Raw genomic sequence first — 14,549 nt, forward strand, 5'->3', positions numbered from 1 at the left:
GGTCAGGCCTCCCTTTCAGAGAGCTTATGAGAATATCGTTCCAGAGAAGCGGCTAAGCGTTCGACGCGGTGACGCTCAAATTCTTGGAGCCAACCATTCGCCGCCCAGCGCAGCCAGACGACAATATCGTCGCAATCATAGTTGGTGAGGCGCCCCCGCTTGGTCGCCTTCTCGACTGCTTTGAGAACCGTTTCGATCTGCCCGCTTCGGTTACGCTGATCGAACCGCTGACCGAGATAAGCCGAGAGCGCGTCGGGCAGCAGTGGCATTTGCGGGATGCGGTTGCCGGATTCGTGCGCGTCGATCAGACGCCAGCATTCGTCGGCGATATCCTGAGCACTGATTTCTGTCTGTGGCCGGCCTTGAATCGCGAACGTAACATGCTGAGGCCGAACCCCGGCACGACGGGCCAATTCTGATTGCGAGCCAATGATGCGGACGGCGCGTTTAATCAGATGGACGAGCTCGGAGGGAAGAGGCAGGTTGTTCGATGGAAACGGAATAACATTCTCGTCAGCCACGCACGCGCTCGCGTGCGACACTCCTGTGTATTCTTCTTCATTTTCTAGTTCTGTTTCTACTTCGGGGCGCTGTGGAGCGCCCACATGGAGGGGTGGAGAGCGCCCATCATGGGCGCTCACGAGTCCTCGATGCATTGCATGTTCGTCGAGAGGATCGGGCGCTGTGGAGCGCCCATTGACCGTTTCGTTATCGGGCGCTGTGGAGCGCCCATCCTCAATTATCCTGAGCACTTCGCCGCGACGGCCATCCGGTCTCGGTTCGCGGCTAACGTAACCCCATTGAACCAGCTTATCGATCGACCGCCGAATCGAACGCCGATCGGTATTCGCCGTTTCTGCAAGGGTCCTCTGGCCGGCAAAGCAGCCGTCGCGGCCACTAACTCGACTCCGACGATCGAACGAAGCAATTGCGGCCAGGCACCGCCAGTCGAGCGTGCCCAGCCGCTTATCACAGACCGCTAATGCGGGAATTGGTATGAAACTAAGCTCGCTCATTGGTCCGAGGCGTTGGGAATGGCCAAGGCCTGAGCCGCTTCGAAGGTGAGCGCCATTATGCCGCCCGTGGCAGCTTGGTGCGCCAGTGCCTCGCGCGTTGCATCCGGCCCATTCTGAAAATGCTGGATCCGTCCGGTCTGACGCCAGATGCCGGTCGGCGGCGTCAATATCTGCAGCTCGAACTGCACCGCCGGACGGGATACGAAAATCAGCGGAAGGCCGACGTATATCGGGTTAGCCATGATGCCGCCCTCCGAATTCGATCGCAGCAATTGTCGGCGCCATATTCGGGCGCACGTGATGCGACGTTTCAAGGAATTGCGCTTGGTGATTATCGGCGCTATCGAGGGGCTGCGACCGCCGACCAAGCACATCGCACGAAGCCTCGGCGATCATCCCCGCCGAGGCTTTTTTTAAGGGGCCCGTCATTTATGCCGCCTCACGGCTGGCGACGAATTCGCGGATACTGGCGGTAGTGATGAGCGTTCGACGACCGCACTTGATAGCGCGCAGTCCATCGTTCGGCTGGCTTACCAGTTCATAGAGTTTTGTACGGCCAATCCCGAGCGCGGCACATGCCTGATCGACGGTAACGGTGACAGCTTCCATTGTTCGCTCCTGCGTTGTGTTCGCAGAGAGACGTAGTTGATCGGAGTATCACTAATCGACGTCAGAAATTCGGCTGCTCATCCGGATTGTTGACGCTTTTTTCGCCCAGGCTTCGCCGCCGTATCTTTGATCGAGTGGACCGGAGGCAACTCTGGGATGGTAGCCAATGTACGGTTAGGCAGGCGTCCATACTGTTCGTCGACCATCATTACCATTTTCGCGAAACGGCGCTCGCGGCCGCGATGATTGACGGGGGCCCAGTCTTTAGGATTGAAACCCTCAATATCGGAAAAGGCTTTGACGTGGGAGTGCATGTCGTCCTGTGCTGCCCTCAACGCCTCCCGTCTGCTGCCAAGCTCTTTATCCATCTCGAAGACGAGCGATATGAAACGCTCGGCAAGGATCAATGAGACTGCCTTGGCACGCCTCTGAGCAACCTTTGGGGAACGCGGGCGCCGCGCGATCGTGTACGACGGAGAAATGGCCAATGTCGCACGGACGGCTTCAATGCCGATGATTTGTGCCAGCCGCCGCGTGGCACCAAACGGCAGCTGCTGTTGCTCACTGATAGCGCAGTCCAGCAGAAACGAAACGTCGGCAGCGAAAGCCTCGCCTCGCTGTTCCGCAGGCGTTCTAGACGCAGCCAACCGCATCAACTCTTCTTCACGCAAGGCAGAAAAATAGCTCTGCAATTCGCTTTCGGTGGGTTTTGCCATGCCGCCTCCCAAGCGGATCCCAGAAAAAGCGGGGAAGCGCGTGGGACGCGCGCTTGTCGGCTGGCCTGCCTATCCCCGCCCGTTAGCAATATCGCCGCATATCAGTGACGCAAGGCCACTAAACGGCACTTTCGACATTCGATCGAACACTAACTTTCGCACGCGATCGGGACAGTTAGGGCAAGTCTCGTGTCTTGGTCTGGCCCTATTCGGCGGCTGCCAGCAATCGCTGCATGTCGGCCATCGTTTGGTGAAGGTACTCACGGTTCCAGGCCGTTAGAAAGCCCGTACCGTCATCCTTGAAGACAATTTCCAGTTTCTTGAGCAGCGCGGCATGATCGGGGGCTGGAATGCGCAAAAGTGCAGTGCGAGCGGCAATGAGGCGATCGGTGTCGTCATCATCCCAGCTTTCCGAATCTCGCTCGAAGTTTGCCCATTCGGTCGAGAGTGCGCCCGCTGCATCATTCCATTCCGTATTTGCTACTTGGTGCTCAGCCATGATCGAATTCTCCTGATCCTGATTCGGTTAATGGTAAGGGTCGGCTGGGCGCTGCAACCGCCTAGCCGGCCCGCTCAAAGGGCTTACCGCCCGATGATCTCTTGCCCGGTGTGAGCGACACGACGTCCGCGCGTTTTCCGCCAAGATATCGCCCCCAAGCGTCCATCAATTCGCGGCGTTTGTCGAAGAAGTCTGTGCGACGATAAGCCGCCTCAACTGCATTCGGTACGACATGGGCGAGGGCGGCCTCGGCAATCTCGCCGGGAAAGCTCGTCTGCTCAGCCGCCCAATCTCGAAATGTCGACCGAAACCCGTGTGCGGTGGCGCCTTCGCCTAGATCTCGGATCGCTTTGGTAAGCGTCATGTCCGACAGTGCTTTGCCAGTGCTTCCCGGAAATAGGAGAGGCGTGCCGGCTGGCCGAATCGTCTTAAGCGTCACGATAATGGCAAGGGCTTCGTCTGAAAGCGGGACGCGATGCGGCCGCCGAGCTTTCATCCGTTCGGCAGGAATCGTCCAGACTCCGCTTTCAGCATCGATCTCATCCCATGTTGCTCCCCGTACTTCGCCCGAGCGCGTCGCAGTCAGGATGGCAAATCGGAGAGCCAGAGCGCCCATTCCAGCTTTATCGCACAGGCGAGCCATGAAGGACGGTGCATCTTGGTAGGCCATTGCCGCGAAGTTTCCGCGCCGCGGCTGGGTGGGCAGGCGGTCGCTTACTGCCTTAGCAAGTGTGCTCTCAAGCAATGCGCCATCCGGTCGACCGTATCGAAGTGTTCGAATGATCAGATGGCGGACGCGCCGCGCCGTCTCAGGTTTGCTCATCCATATCGGGCGCAGTGCATTCGCGATGGCATCTGCATCGACGCTCTGCAGTTGCAGCTTGCCGATCGATGGGAAGACGAATGTCTTGAGCCGACTGAGGGCCAATCGCCGGTTCGCCTCTGAAAACTTAGCGTCCAAGAATTCGATCGCGGTTTCCCGGAACAGTCGCGTCATGCCCGCGTCCGGCTTGGACAGAGCGAGAGGATCGCGACCCTCCTTGAGCGCCTTACGATATTCTCGAGCTCGCTCTCTAGCTTCCGCTAGCGTGACAAGATCAACGCCACCAAGGCCAAAATCTCTCCGCTTACCATCGTGCTGGATACGAGCGACCCACGAAGCCTGGCCGGGCTTTCGGACGTAAAGCATCAAGCCGCCGCCATCGCGATAGCGCCCCGGCTTGCCGAGTAGAGACTTGACCCCTGCTACCGTGAGTTTGCCCAATTTCGCCTCAGGAAGTGTGAGGTTGGATAATGTCCCTCACTTCGTCCCCCGCAAGATACGCGATTATACGCGATTGGCAACGGGCAATCGTGAACACAAAACATCGCATTTATGGGGGTTTCACGGGCGCTCCGCGATCCATGGCGGACATTCGCGAATGGGTAAATGGCGGACAGGGTGGGATTCGAACCCACGGTACGGTTGCCCGCACGGCGGTTTTCAAGACCGCTGCCTTAAACCACTCGGCCACCTGTCCGCGACGCAACGCCCGCTAGCGGCAAAGATTCGGTTTGTCACGCTCATGCGTGCATGCGTCGCATCTCGGGATTTATAATCGTGCGTCGGTGTGTCATTCTCGATGCATGAAATTTCCCAAACGATTCATTCCGATCCTTCAATCGCTTGCTCTTGTGGTCGGAGGTGTCGGCATGGCCGTCCCTGCCTCTGCACAAGTGTTCACGCAGACCGGTTTTGAAAATTATCTCGAACAGGTGCGATCACGCGCGAGGGCAGAGGGCGTTTCGGAACGTGCGATTGCATCTGGCCTTTCGGGCCTGACTCTCAACCAGCGGGTCATCGAGCTTGATCGCCCGCAGGCATATGATCCCAATTCCGTTCCGCCACCGTTCGAGCCCTATCGTTTGCGGCACGTCGATGCCGCGCGCATCGCAGGCGGTCAGCGGACCTATGCGGCCAATTCGTCGATCATCCCCGCGGTAGAAAGAGAATATGGCGTTCCCGGGCAGATCCTCGTCGCGATCTGGGGGCACGAGACGAACTATGGCTCGTTCATGGGCGGGTTTGATACGATCCGCTCGCTCGCCACGCTTGCCTACGAAGGGCGTCGCCGTGAACTCTTTGAGGACGAACTGATCGCTTCGCTCAAGATGATCGACCGCGGTGTTGCACGCTCCCAACTGGTTGGCAGCTGGGCAGGGGCCATCGGTAATCCGCAGTTCCTGCCCTCTGTCTGGCTTCGGGTCGCGCAGGACGGTGACGGCAACGGTACGCGCGACATCTGGAACAGCCGGGCCGATACGCTGGCGTCGATCGCGGCCTATTTCCGGTCTGCCGGCTGGCGCCCGGGTGAGCCGTGGGGCGTTCCGGCGTACGTACCGTCGAGCTTCAATCGCGACAGCGTGAAGACGCAGCTTTCCTCTCCCCGCTGCCCACGCGTATTCGCGCGGCACAGCCAGTGGCGCACGGTGGCAGAATGGAAAACGATGGGTATCCGCCCGCAAAAGCAGATTGCCGATGACACGATGGCAATCCTGTTCGAGCCAGATGGCGAAGGGCGCACCGCGTACCTGCTGACGGGTAATTACCGGGTGATACTCGACTACAACTGTTCCAACTATTATGCGCTTTCGGTAGGTCTGCTGGCAGATGAAATCCGGCGCTGAAGCCTGTTCGGGCTGCGCCGACACCGGGAAATGACGATGAAATTCGCCCACGGGGCCAGCGTCCGTATTGCCAGCGCGCTTTTGGCGGGGTTGGTCCTTGCCAGCCCGGTTCAGACGGTGGCGGAAGTTGCCGCCATACCTGCTGCCGAAAGCGACGTCCCGACACTGCCAGCGTCGCTCGACGGTGCGCCGATCGCGCTGATGCTCGATCTGGGGTCAGGCCGTGTGCTGTTCAGCCGCGAAGAAGATCGTCGCTTCATGCCGGCATCGCTTACCAAGCTGATGACACTCTACACCGCGTTCGAGATGCTGGACGAAGGCCTGCTTCAGCCCGAACAGCGAATGGCCGTGCGCGACGAAACTTTCCGCGAATGGAGCGGCAAGGGTTCGTCCATGTTCGTCGCCCAGGGGACGACAGTCGGCGTAGATGACTTGCTGCGTGCGATCCCGACGGTTTCGGCCAATGACGGCTGCGTCGTTCTTGCCGAAGGTGCAGCGGGCAGCGTGGCGAAGTTTACAGACATCATGAATGCCAAGGCGAAAGAGCTTGGCATGAATGACAGCCACTTCAACACGCCGAACGGCTGGCCCGATGAAGGGCGGACTTATACCAGCGCCCGCGATCTCGCGACATTGGCCAAGGCGCTGATTACGAAGCATCCGCAAAAGTATCAGCGGTATTTCGGCATTCCCAAGTTCACCTGGAACGAGATTACCCAGAACAACCGTAATCCGATCCTCGGCGTGGTCGATGGCGCGGACGGTTTGAAAACCGGCTTCACGAACGAGGCTGGTTACGGCTTCGTCGGCTCTGCAGAGCGCAACGGCCGCCGCATTGTCATGGTGATTGGTGGAACGCAAAGCGGGCGAGAGCGCAAGGCTATCGCGCGTGACTTTATCGCCTGGGGCTTCGACAGCTGGCGTGCGCACCAGCTCTATGGAATGAACCAGCCTGTTGCCGAAGTCGCACTTCAGGGCGGAGCCGAAAGGCAGGTCGAGTTAAAGGCGCAGCGCCCCGTTTTCGTCACCGTGCCGATGGGCGAGGATCCACAGGCGAAAGTGAGTGTCCGCTATCGCGGCCCTGCCGAAGCCCCGATCGCGGAAGGCGATCAAGTGGCAAGTCTCGTGATCGAAACTGCTGACGGACAGAAAAGCACCGTTCCCCTTATCGCAGCGGAAAATGTTGGCGAGGCTAACTGGTGGCAAAGGCTGCGCAATGGCCTGTTTTCGATGGTGACCTGACATGGCTCTGGGGCGATTCATCACGTTCGAGGGCGGGGAAGGGGTCGGCAAGTCGACCCAGATTGCACTGCTCGCGAAGACGCTTTCCGAACGCGGTATCGAACATGTTGTCACGCGCGAACCGGGCGGGACGGCTGGTGCCGAAGCATTGCGTGCGCTGCTTCTGGCACCTAACCATGATTGGGGCGACAGGGCGGAGGCGTTACTTTTTGCCGCTGCCCGTTCGGATCACGTCGAAAAGTTGATCCGCCCGGCGATGGATGCCGGAAAGTGGGTTCTGTGCGACCGTTACCTCGATTCAAGTCGGGCCTATCAGGGCGGGGCAGGCGGACTTGGCGATAGCGACATCCTCGAACTGCACCGGATCGGTAGCGATGGCCTTCTGCCCGATCTGACGATCCTGCTTGAGCTCGATCCCCAAGAGGCCGCAAACCGTGCCGACGCGCGCGATGCGGGCGCTGCGGACCGGATCGGAGCCAAGACCAGTGCGTATCATGCGGATGTGCGTGCATGCTTCCGGGCTTTGGCTGATGCAGACCCTAGACGCTTTACCATCGTTCTTGCGGATGGCTCTGCGGAAGACGTGCATGGCCGCGTTCTTGCTGCGGTCGATGCAATGGCGGAAACACGATGAGCGAATTTTTCGGGCACGACACCCCATGGCAGGAATGGCGCGCCGCTATGCAGAGCGGGCGGATGCATCACGCCTGGCTACTCACCGGACCGTCCGGCCTTGGCAAGGCGGGCTTTGCCATGTCGGCGGCGGCTGAACTGGTGTCGGAACCGGGTGTGCCCCAACCGCCGGCTGACATCCACCCCGACATCATCGTCCTCTCTCGCCTGCCCGCAAGTACCGACGACGAGAAAAAGCGCGAGGACGGCAAGCCCTACGCGACCAAGCGGAGCATCAGCGTCGATCAGGTCCGCGCGATGCAGCGGCGGCTGACGACCCGTCCGACACTGGGCGCCAAGCGTGCAATCATCTTCGATTCCGCCGACGATCTTGAGAAATCGGCGGTGAATGCGCTTCTGAAAAGCCTTGAAGAACCGCCGGTCGGTAGCTTCTTCCTGCTCGTTTCGCATCGGCCTGGTGGGTTGTTGCCGACAGTGCGCTCACGCTGCCGCACCTTGCGCTTTCAACCTTTGCCGGATGCCGACGTCGAACGCATCGTCGCGATACGCGAACCGCAGGCTAGCGGCGAGGCTCGAACGGCTGCGGTCCGGGCAGCGCATGGCTCCCCCGGGGCAGCGATGAAGTTCATCGAGAACGATCTCGCCGCAATCCGGCGCGAATTGGTGCGAATCGTCGAGGAAGGCGACAGCGATTTTTCCCGCCGCGGTGCGCTTGCCGCTGCGATTGGCGCCAGACCGGATCGTGAACGGCTTCTGGCGAGTGTGGAGCTTGCCCGAACGATTTGCGCGGAAAGCGCAGCGCTCGCCTCGCGCCCGTTCCAGGCCCGGTTGATCGAGGCGCATACGCAACTGACGCGCTTTGGGCGCGAAATTCCCTATGCCAACTTCGATGCCGGACTGGCCGTCGTGGAAATTGGCGGCTTGCTGGCAGCGGCAGCCGCCCCTAAGGATGGCCGCTGACCGGCGTGTTGCAGCGCCGCAAATTTCCCGCAACGCCTGACGAAAGCAGGGCCTGATGGCCGAACCCTATTACATCACGACCGCGATCCACTATCCGAACGGCAAGCCGCATATCGGCCATGCCTATGAAACCATTGCCGCTGACGTCATTGCCCGTTTTCAGACCGCAATGGGGCGCGAAGTCCGGTTCCAGACCGGTACGGACGAGCATGGCCTGAAGATGGCACAGAAGGCGCGCGAGCTCGATGTCGATGTGCGCGATCTCTGCAATGAAATGTCTCAGCATTTCCGTGACTTGTTTGATCTTCTTGATATCGAATATAGCAACTTCATCCGTACGACAGAAGATCGTCACCATTCTGCGAGCCATGCGCTGTGGAACGCGATGGAGGAATCGGGAGACCTTTACCTTGACCGGTATGAAGGTTGGTACTCGATCCGCGACGAAGCCTATTACGATGAAAGCGAGCTGACCGACGGGGAAGGGGGCGAGAAGCTCTCTCCGCAGGGCACGCCGGTAGAATGGACGGTTGAGGAATCGTGGTTCTTCCGGCTCTCGAAGTATCAGGAACCGCTGCTCGCGCTTTACCGTGACAATCCAGACTTCATCCGTCCGGCAAGCCGACGCAACGAAGTGATGCGCTTCGTTGAAGGCGGCCTGCGCGATCTGTCGGTTTCGCGGACCAGTTTCGATTGGGGCGTGAAGGTTCCGGGTGCGGAAGATCATGTGATGTACGTCTGGGTCGATGCCCTGACGAATTACCTGACCGGCCTCGGTTATCCCGAAGAGACCGAGGACATGGCAAAGTTCTGGCCCGCGGACCTGCACCTCATCGGCAAGGACATCGTGCGGTTTCACACGGTCTATTGGCCTGCTTTCCTGATGAGCGCGAAACTGCCTCTGCCGAAACAGGTGTTCGGCCACGGCTTCCTGCTCAATCGCGGGCAGAAGGAATCAAAGTCGCTCGGCAATGTTACCGATCCTGTCGATCTGACGCAGAAGTTCGGTGTTGATCCGCTGCGCTATTTCCTGATGCGCGAGATCGCTTTCGGGCAGGATGGATCCTATTCGCCGGAAGCAATTGTAACCCGTGCAAATGCCGAACTCGCCAACAGTTTCGGAAACTTGGCGCAGCGTACTTTGTCCATGATTTTCAAGAATCTGGATGGCGTTCTTTCGGCGCCGGATAAGGTAGAAGAAGCTGACGCCGGCCTCTTTGCGAGTGTGGCGGAAGGCATCGCAGGCCTGAAATCCTCGTTCGGCGAACTGGCCTTCAGTGAAGGACTCGATGCCTGGATGAAGGCTGTCTTCGCCTGCAATCAATACGTGGACGAAATGGCGCCCTGGGCTCTTCGCAAGACTGATCCCGATCGGATGCAGGACGTGCTGATGACCCTGTTCAAGGTGGTGCGGGATCTCGCCATTGCCGTGAGACCTGTCGTGCCGAGTTCGATCGACAAGCTGCTCGACCAGATGGGCATTGCCGCGGACGCGCGCGATTACGCCGCGTTGCAGGAAGCAGATTGGTTTGAGGCGCTGTGCGCAAGTGGGTTCAGGATCGAAAAACCGGTCGGCGTGTTCCCAAGGTTGGAAATGCCCGAAGAAGCCACCGCCTGATGCTGATCGATTCCCACTGTCACCTTAACTACAAAGGTATTGTCGAGCGGCAGGGCGACGTACTGGCCGCTGCGCGTGAACGGGGTGTGAGAGGGTTTCTGAACATCTCGACCCGCCGCAGCGAGTGGGATGATATCGTCGCAACGGCAGAGCGCGAGCCCGATGTCTGGGCCAGTGTGGGAATCCATCCGCACGAGGCCGATCAGCACGAAGACCTAGGGGCCGAAGCCTTGTTGGCTGCGACTGAGCATCCGAAGGTGATCGCCATCGGCGAGACGGGTCTCGATTACTATTACGAGCATTCTGACCGGGAAGTTCAGAAAGACTTGTTCCGAGTTCACATCGACGTATCGCGTCAAACAGGGTTGCCGCTTATCATCCACACGCGCGATGCCGAGGACGATACGCTGGAAATCCTTCGCGAAGAGATGGGGAAGGGGGCGTTTCCCGCCCTTATCCATTGCTTCACGGCATCGCAGGAATTCGGTGAAGCCGTTCTCGATCTCGGGCTCAGCATATCCTTGTCCGGGATCGTAACATTCAAGAATGCCAAGGACTTGCAGGAAACTGCGAGGATCGTCCCTGATGATCGTATACTGGTTGAAACCGACTCTCCGTTTCTTGCGCCGGTTCCGCATCGCGGAAAAACATGCGAACCGGCATTCGTTGCCGACACGCTGCAGTTCGTGGCGGATCTGCGCGGTGTAACGGCGGATGAGCTTGCGACGACGACTGGTCGCAATTTCGCAGCGCTGTTCAGCAAGGCCAACGCGTGAAGCTTCTTGTACTCGGCTCAGGTACGTCGACCGGCGTTCCAAGGGTTGGTAACGATTGGGGTGCGTGCGATCCGGACAATCCGAAGAACCGCCGATCCAGGGTGTCGATTATCGTCGAGGCCGATGATGGACAGCGGGTTTTGGTCGACACGTCCACCGATCTGCGGCAGCAGTTGCTGGCCAACGATATCGATGCGATCGATGCGGTGTTCTGGACCCACGATCATGCGGATCATTGCCACGGGATCGATGATCTGAGGGTTCTAAGGTACGGCCGCGGTGGGCCGATCCCCGGCTATGCCGCATCGGAAACGGTCCGCAGATTGCGGCAGCGATTCGGCTATGTTTTTGCCGGACAGCACGGGTATCCGACGATCGTAACCGTCGACACCCTGGACCGGCTCCGGCTCGTTGCCGGCATGTCGGTTGAATGGACCCAATGCCCGCACGGACCTGCGCAAAGCACGGCGTTCCGGTTTTCAAGCGGCAACCATTCCATTGGCTATGCGACAGATTTCAGCGAGATCACCACAGATCTCGTCTACATAATGGAAGATGTCGACGTCCTGGTAGTGGATTGCCTGCGGCGTGAGCCACATCCAACCCATGCGCATCTCGGAATGGCGCTCGAACTGGCTGAGCAGTGCGGTGCCCGGAGGGTCATCCTGACACACTTGGACAAGAGCATGGACTACGACGTGCTGGCATCTGAGACGCCGGATCACGTCGAGCCCGCATATGACGGGATGATTGTGGCTCTATGACGATGCTCGCCATCTTGTCCGTCGTCAGTTTGCTGGGATGGCTGGCGTTGGTGATCGCTGGTTATCGGTCGTACAATTTGCCGCGTGCCAAGATGTTTCGGCAAATCGCTATTTGGGTAACGGTTTTTGCGTTGATCGCACTGGTCTTCAAGGGCTTGGGCCTCTGAGACAGCCCAGATACGATTTAACATAATATATATTATCCAATCATTCGAATTGCTGTAACACGGCGGCGTCAACGCCCGCCTCTTCAATTGCATCCCCTTCTACAATCCAATAGCGACTGGCCTATGCAGACCACAGCAATCGGCCGTCTTGTCGCCATCATGGCGCAGCTTCGTAATCCAGACGGAGGTTGTGAATGGGATCTTGCACAAACCTTCCAGACCATCGCGCCCTATACGATCGAGGAAGCGTACGAAGTCGCCGACGCCATTGCTCGTGACGATATCGACGATCTCAAGGATGAACTGGGCGACCTCCTTTTGCAGGTGGTTTTCCATTCACGCATGGCGGAAGAATCCGGTCATTTCGATCTGAGCGACGTCGCAAATGCCATCTCGGAGAAGATGGAACGGCGGCATCCCCACATCTTCGGCGATGAAAGCGACGGCTCTGCCAGCGCGGTCCGGCAGAAATGGGAAGCGATCAAGGCGGCAGAGCGGCAGGACAAAGCGCAGACCGGCGCCCTTGATGGTGTGGCTCTTGGTCTGCCGGGCCTATTGCGAGCGGAGAAGCTCCAAAAGCGCGCGGCGCGCGTCGGTTTCGACTGGCCGGACCAAGGCGGTGCAGCGGACAAGTTGCGTGAGGAAATCGGGGAATTCGAAGAAGCGACGACCGCGGCTGATCAATTGGAAGAAGCCGGTGACATGCTTTTCGCCATGGTAAACTGGCTGCGAAAAAACGATATCTCGGCGGAGGACGCGCTCAGGGCGGCGAACGCCAAATTCGAGCGTCGCTTTGCCGGGATGGAGCGACTGGCGGCCGAAGCCGGAGATGATTTTGCGAAACTCGATCTCGCAGAACAGGACGGACTTTGGAATCAGGTCAAGTCTGAAGAATGAACGGCAAGACATTCATAGACTGAGGAATTTTCCGTATTCCCGTGGGTCGAGCCTGACTTCGATAGCTAGTTCCGGACTGCCATTTTCGCCTTCGACCGTCGCTTCGCTTAGCACCTCGCCGTGCGCATGAAGCCAGGCAATCCGCTGGCCGTCACCAATCGGCAGGTTAAACAAGTGGATGCGTGACGACGCGGTAAGAATGTCGGCAACGCGGCGCTGAAGATCCTCGACGCCGTGGCCCGTAAGTGCGGAGATCGGCACGACCGGGACGTCCGAATGTTCGGCAATGGCGAGCAGTTCTTCCTTGCGATCTTCCGCGACCGCGTCCCACTTGTTCCACGCCTCGACGATCGGAATGCGAAGAGCACCCTCCTCGTCCGTGTTGACGTCGAGGTCGGCAAGCACTTGCTCGACCTCGGTCTTCTGCAGGTCGGTCATCGGACTGGAGATATCGCGGACATGGACGATAACGTCCGCACCGGTCACTTCTTCAAGCGTCGCGCGGAAAGCTGCAACGAGCTGTGTCGGCAAGTCTGAAATGAAGCCCACCGTGTCGGACAGGATTGCCTTTTCGACACCGGGCAGAGTGATGCCGCGCATCGTTGGATCAAGCGTTGCAAAAAGCAAGTCTTCTGCCATTACGCCAGCGCCGGTTATCCGATTGAATAGCGTCGATTTTCCGGCATTAGTGTAGCCGACTAGCGCGATTACCGGCCAAGGCGCCCTTCCCCGACGCGCCCTGTGCAGGGCACGCGTACGGCGAACCTGTTCGAGTTCGCGGCGCAGGCGGGCCATGCGGTCGCGGATCATACGTCTGTCGGCCTCGATCTGCGTTTCGCCGGGACCGCCGAGGAAGCCGAAGCCGCCGCGCTGACGTTCAAGGTGGGTCCAGCTACGCACAAGGCGGCCGGCCTGGTAATCGAGGTGCGCGAGTTCAACCTGAAGCCGGCCTTCCGCCGTCGCCGCGCGTTCACCGAAGATTTCGAGGATCAGGCCAGTCCGGTCGATGACCTTTCGTCCGATCTTCTCCTCAAGATTGCGCTGCTGAATCGCCGACAGCGCGCCATCGACGATGACGAGCTCGGCCTCTTCCATGTCGCAGGCGGTCTTGATGCGGTCGATCTGGCCCGAGCCGAACAAGGTGCCCGGTCGCACGTCGCGGATGGGCACGATGAAGCTTTCCACCACCTCGATACCGATGGCAAGCGCAAGGCCGCAGCCCTCTTCAAGCCGCGCTTCGGGATCCGCGATGTTGGCGGAGCGTATGTCCGGGAGAACCACGACGGCACGTGCGCCGCGTGTGACCTCCCCGGTTATTTCCTCACCCAGAGTGACTTCTCGCTTAATCCTCGTCCCAGTCGCCCGAGAGGTCGACGTGGGTTACCGGTTGCACGGTCGAAACCGCGTGCTTGTAGGCCAACTGAACGTAGCCTTCGCGTTCCAGCAGCATGCAGAACAAATCGTAGGACGCGATGCGGCCCTGAAGCATGACGCCGTTAATCAGGAACATCGTGACCTGGACTTCTGCATCGCGAACCGACGACAGGAACACATCCTGAAGCTGGCGCTTGCCCTTCCCGTCGTCGATGATGTCGAACTGGTCGGCGTCGACAGGGGCGGTCGGCATGATCGTGCTGATCGCGTGTTTGTAGACCAGCTGCGACTGTCCGTCACGGCGCAGCAGGATCGAGAAATTGTCGAACCACGTCACGATGCCCTGCAGCTTGACGCCCTTGACGAGGAACATCGTCACCGGGGTCTTGTTACGGCGTACGTGGTTGAGGAACAGGTCCTGCAGGTTCTTACCCTTGAGCGACGCCTTGGGCGCCGGTGCGGGGGCAGATTCCGCCTTCTCCGACGGAGGGGGCGTCTTGATAGATAACGTCTTGCCAGCCAATTTTGGCCTCCTTTTTTGTTGGCGGCGGGCATTCCCGTCCGCAATCTGGCCTCTCCGACAAAAGCGGATCGACCGAAGAGCAGCGCCT

The 14,549-nt window shown here is 59.3% G+C and carries 17 protein-coding genes and 1 tRNA gene; 9 read left to right on the plus strand and 9 right to left on the minus strand.

What is annotated here, in order from left to right; translation table 11 throughout:
- Positions 1-2 precede the first annotated feature (2 nt).
- The 7 genes from KIH45_RS03555 to KIH45_RS03585 form a co-directional block, all read right to left on the minus strand.
- Positions 3-1,016 carry a helix-turn-helix domain-containing protein gene (locus KIH45_RS03555; protein ID WP_213174576.1) on the minus strand — a complete coding sequence of 338 codons (1,014 nt, stop codon included), beginning with the start codon at positions 1,014-1,016 and terminating at the stop codon, positions 3-5.
- Complete coding sequence (locus tag KIH45_RS03560; protein WP_213174577.1) at positions 1,013-1,258, minus strand: hypothetical protein; 246 nt, start codon at positions 1,256-1,258, stop codon at positions 1,013-1,015. The genes KIH45_RS03555 and KIH45_RS03560 overlap by 4 nt, the downstream gene beginning before the upstream one ends.
- 187 nt (positions 1,259-1,445) lie before the next feature.
- Positions 1,446-1,625, minus strand: coding sequence for a helix-turn-helix domain-containing protein (locus KIH45_RS03565; RefSeq protein WP_213174578.1), 180 nt, complete (start codon positions 1,623-1,625; stop codon positions 1,446-1,448).
- 77 nt (positions 1,626-1,702) lie between these two features.
- A complete protein-coding gene (locus KIH45_RS03570; protein ID WP_213174579.1) occupies positions 1,703-2,341 on the minus strand; it encodes a hypothetical protein in 639 nt (212 codons plus the stop codon).
- A 205-nt stretch (positions 2,342-2,546) separates the two neighbouring features.
- Positions 2,547-2,840: a hypothetical protein gene (locus KIH45_RS03575; protein ID WP_213174580.1), complete on the minus strand. Its 294-nt coding sequence runs from the start codon at positions 2,838-2,840 to the stop codon at positions 2,547-2,549.
- Between the two features lie 61 nt (positions 2,841-2,901).
- Positions 2,902-4,104 carry a tyrosine-type recombinase/integrase gene (locus KIH45_RS03580; RefSeq protein ID WP_213174581.1) on the minus strand — a complete coding sequence of 401 codons (1,203 nt, stop codon included), beginning with the start codon at positions 4,102-4,104 and terminating at the stop codon, positions 2,902-2,904.
- Positions 4,105-4,270: 166 nt separating this feature from the next.
- Positions 4,271-4,360, minus strand: a tRNA-Ser gene (locus KIH45_RS03585).
- Positions 4,361-4,532: 172 nt separating this feature from the next.
- On the opposite strand from KIH45_RS03585, the gene KIH45_RS03590 reads away from it, so the two are divergent.
- The 9 genes from KIH45_RS03590 (at position 4,533) to mazG (ending at position 12,564) form a co-directional block, all read left to right on the plus strand.
- Positions 4,533-5,507, plus strand: a complete 975-nt coding sequence (locus tag KIH45_RS03590; protein ID WP_225899604.1) for a lytic murein transglycosylase — start codon at positions 4,533-4,535, stop codon at positions 5,505-5,507.
- A 36-nt stretch (positions 5,508-5,543) separates the two neighbouring features.
- Positions 5,544-6,749, plus strand: coding sequence for a D-alanyl-D-alanine carboxypeptidase family protein (locus tag KIH45_RS03595; RefSeq protein ID WP_213174583.1), 1,206 nt, complete (start codon positions 5,544-5,546; stop codon positions 6,747-6,749).
- A 1-nt stretch (position 6,750) separates the two neighbouring features.
- The gene (gene tmk, locus KIH45_RS03600) at positions 6,751-7,383 is read left to right on the plus strand and encodes a dTMP kinase (protein WP_213174584.1); all 633 of its coding nucleotides are present in this window, start codon (positions 6,751-6,753) and stop codon (positions 7,381-7,383) included.
- The gene (locus tag KIH45_RS03605; RefSeq protein ID WP_213174585.1) at positions 7,380-8,342 is read left to right on the plus strand and encodes a DNA polymerase III subunit delta'; all 963 of its coding nucleotides are present in this window, start codon (positions 7,380-7,382) and stop codon (positions 8,340-8,342) included. Before tmk ends, KIH45_RS03605 begins: the two co-directional genes overlap by 4 nt.
- Before the next feature lie 55 nt (positions 8,343-8,397).
- On the plus strand, positions 8,398-9,960 hold the full coding sequence (gene metG / locus KIH45_RS03610) for a methionine--tRNA ligase (protein WP_213174586.1): 1,563 nt from the start codon (positions 8,398-8,400) through the stop codon (positions 9,958-9,960).
- Positions 9,960-10,736 carry a TatD family hydrolase gene (locus KIH45_RS03615; RefSeq protein WP_213174587.1) on the plus strand — a complete coding sequence of 259 codons (777 nt, stop codon included), beginning with the start codon at positions 9,960-9,962 and terminating at the stop codon, positions 10,734-10,736. Before metG ends, KIH45_RS03615 begins: the two co-directional genes overlap by 1 nt.
- On the plus strand, positions 10,733-11,500 hold the full coding sequence (locus tag KIH45_RS03620) for an MBL fold metallo-hydrolase (protein WP_213174588.1): 768 nt from the start codon (positions 10,733-10,735) through the stop codon (positions 11,498-11,500). Before KIH45_RS03615 ends, KIH45_RS03620 begins: the two co-directional genes overlap by 4 nt.
- Positions 11,497-11,667: a hypothetical protein gene (locus KIH45_RS03625; RefSeq protein WP_213174589.1), complete on the plus strand. Its 171-nt coding sequence runs from the start codon at positions 11,497-11,499 to the stop codon at positions 11,665-11,667. Before KIH45_RS03620 ends, KIH45_RS03625 begins: the two co-directional genes overlap by 4 nt.
- A 123-nt stretch (positions 11,668-11,790) precedes the next feature.
- Positions 11,791-12,564, plus strand: coding sequence for a nucleoside triphosphate pyrophosphohydrolase (mazG, locus tag KIH45_RS03630; protein ID WP_213174590.1), 774 nt, complete (start codon positions 11,791-11,793; stop codon positions 12,562-12,564).
- Between the two features lie 12 nt (positions 12,565-12,576).
- Here mazG and hflX read toward each other — a convergent pair whose 3' ends face one another.
- Both hflX and hfq read right to left on the minus strand, forming a co-directional pair.
- Entirely contained in the window at positions 12,577-13,893 is a 1,317-nt protein-coding gene (hflX, locus tag KIH45_RS03635; RefSeq protein ID WP_213174696.1) for a GTPase HflX, read from the minus strand.
- 13 nt (positions 13,894-13,906) lie between these two features.
- The gene (gene hfq, locus KIH45_RS03640) at positions 13,907-14,461 is read right to left on the minus strand and encodes an RNA chaperone Hfq (RefSeq protein WP_213174591.1); all 555 of its coding nucleotides are present in this window, start codon (positions 14,459-14,461) and stop codon (positions 13,907-13,909) included.
- Positions 14,462-14,549: the final 88 nt, after the last annotated feature.

Origin of the sequence: Croceicoccus gelatinilyticus (genome assembly GCF_018398395.1) — a bacterium.
Taxonomy (GTDB): domain Bacteria; phylum Pseudomonadota; class Alphaproteobacteria; order Sphingomonadales; family Sphingomonadaceae; genus Croceicoccus; species Croceicoccus gelatinilyticus.

What these genes read in the sequence shown, in the direction of transcription:
- KIH45_RS03625 (WP_213174589.1), top strand. Translation starts at nt 11,497, where the DNA reads ATGACGATGCTCGCCATCTTGTCCGTCGTCAGTTTGCTGGGATGGCTG.
- mazG (WP_213174590.1), top strand. Translation starts at nt 11,791, where the DNA reads ATGCAGACCACAGCAATCGGCCGTCTTGTCGCCATCATGGCGCAGCTT.
- KIH45_RS03555 (WP_213174576.1), bottom strand. Translation starts at nt 1,016, where the DNA reads ATGAGCGAGCTTAGTTTCATACCAATTCCCGCATTAGCGGTCTGTGAT.
- KIH45_RS03570 (WP_213174579.1), bottom strand. Translation starts at nt 2,341, where the DNA reads ATGGCAAAACCCACCGAAAGCGAATTGCAGAGCTATTTTTCTGCCTTG.
- KIH45_RS03615 (WP_213174587.1), top strand. Translation starts at nt 9,960, where the DNA reads ATGCTGATCGATTCCCACTGTCACCTTAACTACAAAGGTATTGTCGAG.
- KIH45_RS03575 (WP_213174580.1), bottom strand. Translation starts at nt 2,840, where the DNA reads ATGGCTGAGCACCAAGTAGCAAATACGGAATGGAATGATGCAGCGGGC.
- KIH45_RS03565 (WP_213174578.1), bottom strand. Translation starts at nt 1,625, where the DNA reads ATGGAAGCTGTCACCGTTACCGTCGATCAGGCATGTGCCGCGCTCGGG.
- metG (WP_213174586.1), top strand. Translation starts at nt 8,398, where the DNA reads ATGGCCGAACCCTATTACATCACGACCGCGATCCACTATCCGAACGGC.
- tmk (WP_213174584.1), top strand. Translation starts at nt 6,751, where the DNA reads ATGGCTCTGGGGCGATTCATCACGTTCGAGGGCGGGGAAGGGGTCGGC.
- KIH45_RS03605 (WP_213174585.1), top strand. Translation starts at nt 7,380, where the DNA reads ATGAGCGAATTTTTCGGGCACGACACCCCATGGCAGGAATGGCGCGCC.
- KIH45_RS03560 (WP_213174577.1), bottom strand. Translation starts at nt 1,258, where the DNA reads ATGGCTAACCCGATATACGTCGGCCTTCCGCTGATTTTCGTATCCCGT.
- KIH45_RS03595 (WP_213174583.1), top strand. Translation starts at nt 5,544, where the DNA reads ATGAAATTCGCCCACGGGGCCAGCGTCCGTATTGCCAGCGCGCTTTTG.
- KIH45_RS03590 (WP_225899604.1), top strand. Translation starts at nt 4,533, where the DNA reads ATGGCCGTCCCTGCCTCTGCACAAGTGTTCACGCAGACCGGTTTTGAA.